The organism is Micromonospora sp. NPDC048839 (assembly GCF_040649915.1).
Classification (GTDB): Bacteria; Actinomycetota; Actinomycetes; order Mycobacteriales; family Micromonosporaceae; genus Micromonospora.
In genome coordinates this window covers 1-4004 of record NZ_JBEZGL010000049.1, presented here as the reverse complement: position 1 = coordinate 4004, position 4004 = coordinate 1, and the positions used below count along the sequence as shown (strand labels likewise).

The 4004-nt window shown below is 71.7% G+C and carries 1 protein-coding gene; it reads right to left on the bottom strand.

Features of this window, described 5'->3' with window-relative positions:
- Positions 1–3956: SDR family NAD(P)-dependent oxidoreductase (locus tag AB0C25_RS36470; protein WP_357379631.1), on the bottom strand; the 3956-nt coding region annotated here is incomplete at its 3' end.
- Positions 3957–4004 lie beyond the last annotated feature (48 nt).

Genomic DNA, 4004 nt, shown 5'->3' with positions numbered 1-4004 from the left:
TGCTCGAAACGGGTTCGACCCGCCAACGTCCACCCGATGTCGACCGGGGAGATCTCCGGATGCGCCGCGACGAAATCACTGAGCCGACCGGCCTGATCCCGCAGAGCCGCCTCAGACCTCGCCGACAACACCCACGGCACCGGCGCCGACACCGAAGACTCCGAGGCAGCCTCGGCCGGAGGCTCCTCCAAAATCACGTGCGCATTGGTGCCACTGATCCCGAACGAGGAGACACCAGCCCGACGGGGACGATCCGTCGCCGGCCAGGGCCGCGATTCGGTCAGCAGCGACACCGCCCCAGCGGACCAGTCCACATGCGGCGACGGCTCATCCACATGCAACGTCTTCGGCAAGGTCTCGTGCCGCATCGCCTGCACCATCTTGATGATGCCCGCGACCCCGGCAGCGGCCTGGGTGTGGCCGATGTTCGACTTGACCGACCCCAACCACAACGGCTCCGACCGATCCTGCCCATACGTCGCCAACAACGCCTGCGCCTCAATCGGATCACCCAAACGCGTCCCCGTGCCATGCGCCTCCACCACGTCGACGTCGGCCGGGGTCAGGCCCGCATCCGCGAGAGCCTGCCGAATCACCCGCTGCTGCGACGGACCATTCGGCGCCGTCAAACCATTCGACGCACCATCCTGATTCACCGCCGAACCCCGCACCACCGCCAAAATTCGGTGACCGTTGCGGCGGGCGTCCGAGAGCCGCTCGACGAGCAGCATCCCGACACCCTCCGACCACCCGGTGCCGTCCGCCGCGTTCGCGAACGCCTTGCAACGGCCGTCCGCCGCGAGACCACGCTGCCGAGAGAAGTCCACGAAGGTGTCCGGGCTGGCCATCACCGTCACGCCGCCGGTCAGGGCCAGATCACACTCCCCACGACTCAGCGACTGCGCCGCCAGGTGCAGCGCCACCAGCGACGACGAGCAGGCGGTGTCGACGCTGACCGCCGGGCCCTCGAAGCCGAACGTGTACGAGATCCGCCCCGAGGCCACGCTGCCCGCGTTGCCGACGCCGAGGTAGCCCTCAAGCCCGTCCGGGAGGGTGCTGAAGTCCGAGTAGTAGTCCGAGCTCATCACGCCGGCGAAGACGCCGGTCCGGCTGCCCCGTAGCGTCGTCACGTCGATCCCGGCGGCCTCGAACGCCTCCCAGGACGCCTCCAGCAGCAACCGCTGCTGCGGGTCCATGGCCAACGCCTCGCGCGGCGAGATCCCGAAGAAGCCGGGGTCGAACGCGCTGGCATCGACGAAGCCGCCGACGGTCACGTACGTCGATCCGGGTTGGTCCGGATCCGGGTTGTAGAGCCGCTCGACGTCCCAGCCGCGATCGGCCGGGAAGGCGGTGAGGGTCTCCCTGCCGTCGGCGGCCATTTGCCACAGGTCGTCCGCCGAGGTGATCCCGCCCGGGAACCGGCAGCCGATCCCGACGATCACCACCGGCTCGTCGGCCACCGCGCCCGGCCGCACCTCGTGCACCACGGGAGCCGCTCCGCCGACCAGTTTCACCAGCAAAAAGTCGGCCAGCGCCGCCACCGACGGATAGTCGAACACCACCGTCGCCGGAAGCCGCAGCCCGGTCACCACACCCAGCCGGTTCCGCAGCTCGACCGCCGTCAGCGAGTCGAACCCGAGCTCCTTGAACGAGCGCCCGGAGGGCACCTCGTCAGTGCCGGCGAATCCGAGCACTCCGGCCACCTCTGTGCGAACCAGACGGGAGACCGCCTCCTGCTGCTCGGTCCGCGGCAGCGTCGCCAACCGCCCCTTGAGCGACGTGTCGCCCGCCGCGGTCACCGTGCTGACGACCCGGCGGGCAGGCCGCGTGGCGAAGCCGGCCAGAAGTCCACCGCCCGCGCCGCGCGCGACCGCCGGGTCGAGGTTCATCGGCGCCAGAACTGGCGCGTTTCCTCCGAGCGCGGCGTCGAACAGGGCGAGGGCCTGCGCCGACTCCAGTGGCCGCATGCCCGCGCGCCGGATCCGATCGATATCCGCCGGCGTCAGGTGACCGGTGATTCCCGACGACTGCTCCCACAGTCCCCACTGCAGCGAAAGCCCCACGAGCCCGTCCGCGCGACGCTGGCGCGCCAGCTCGTCCAGGCAACTGTTCGCCGCCGCATAGTTGCCCTGCCCCGCGTCACCGAACAGGCCGGCCGACGACGAGAACACCACGAACATCCGCAGATTCCGCTCGGCGGTCAGTTCATGCAGGTGGTGGGCCGCGTCGACCTTGGGCGCGAACACCCGGTCCAGCCGCTCCGGCGTCAGCGAGGTGACCACGCCGTCGTCCACCACGCCCGCGGTGTGGACCACTCCCACCAGGTCCGTGATTCCGGCGAGCAGTCCCGCCACCGCCGCCCGGTCGGCGACATCGCAGGCAACCACACGTGCTGACGCGCCTGACGCCGCGAGGTCCGCGACCAGTTGCTCTGCGTCCGGCGCAGCGAGACCACGACGACTCGTCAACACCAGATTTCGTACGCCATAGGCAGTTACCAGGTGCCGCGCCACCGACGCGCCCAGCGCCCCGGTGCCGCCGGTGACCAGCACCGTCCCGGGCAGCTCCACCGGCGCCGGCTCGGCGGTCGCCCGGACCAGCCGCGGTGCCTGCAGCGCGCCGGCCCGGAACCGCAGTTCCGTCTCGCCCGCCGCCGCGACAGTGGTCAGCAGTTCCTCGGTAACGGGCGCGCCACCGGTGTCGAGCAGCAGAAACTGGTCCGGGTTCTCGTTCTGCGCCGAGCGCACCAGACCCCACACGGCCGCCTGCACCAGGCCGGGCCCCCGGGCCACGAACAGCAGCCGAGAGTTGCTCCGCGCGTCGTCGGCCAGCCACCGCTGCACGGCGGCGAGCGCCTCCGCAGCCCCGGTGTGCACGGCCGCGACCACGTCATCGGCCGGGTCCTCGGCGATCGTGACGACCACGACGTCGGCGACACCCGCCCCTGACGCAGGCGCGACCTCGTCCCACTCGACGCCGAACAGCGAGTCCGTCACCTGCCCGACCGGACGCAGGTCGCCGAGCACGACTCGGTCCACCGACGCCACCACGGCGCCGGTCCGATCGGCCAGCAGCAGCGACACGCCGCCGTCGACGGGCACCGCACGGACCCGGAGCGCCGTCGCGCCCACGGCGTACAGCGTGAAGTTATGCCACTCGACCGCGGCGCCGGGCAGCGCCTCGTCCAGCAGCGCCGGATGCAGCCCGAAGCCCTCGGCCGGCACCGACTCCGGCAGGGTCACTTCGACCGCGCCGTCGTCGCCGGGCCAGGCGGGGACGGAGGCCGGTGCCGGTACGACCGTGCCCTGCGCATGCCGGGTCCACGGCACGTCGGCGGCCGGACGGGAGAAGACCGTCACCGGGCGCGAGCCGTCCGGGCTCGGGCCGTCGACGATCGCGCGGATCGCGAGGGTCCGGCCAGCTGCGGACGTCAGCGGCCCGTCGATGGTCAACTGCCGGACCGTGCCGCAGCCGACCTGGTCGCCGGCGTGCACCACCAGGTCCAGGAGCGCGCTGCCGCCGGAGAGCCAGGAGTGGGCCTGGGCGGGGACGCGGCCGGTGAGGATCACCGTGTCCGTGCCGGGGACGGTGACCGCGGCGCCGAGCAGTGGGTGGCCGGTGACGTCCAGGCCGAGTTCGGCGGCGTCACCCTGGCCGGCTGGAGAGGTCGCCCAGTAGCGGCGGTGTTCGAACGCGTAGGTCGGCAGGTCGACCAGCCTGCCGCCGCGGCCGGCGAACACCCCAGCCCAGTCCAGCTCCACCCCCACCGCGTGCAGACGACCGAGCGCGGCAGTGAACGACTCCGCCTCGTCACGACCATCCCGCAGAGCAGCGACCGCGAACGTGTCATCGACCATCGCGGACAACACACCGTCGGGGCCCAACTCCAACAGCGCGGTCACCCCCATCCCCGCCACCGTCGCCAGACCGTCGGCGAAACGGACCGCTTCCCGCACATGCCGCACCCAGTACTCAGGCGTACCCAGGTCCTCAACCCGACCGGT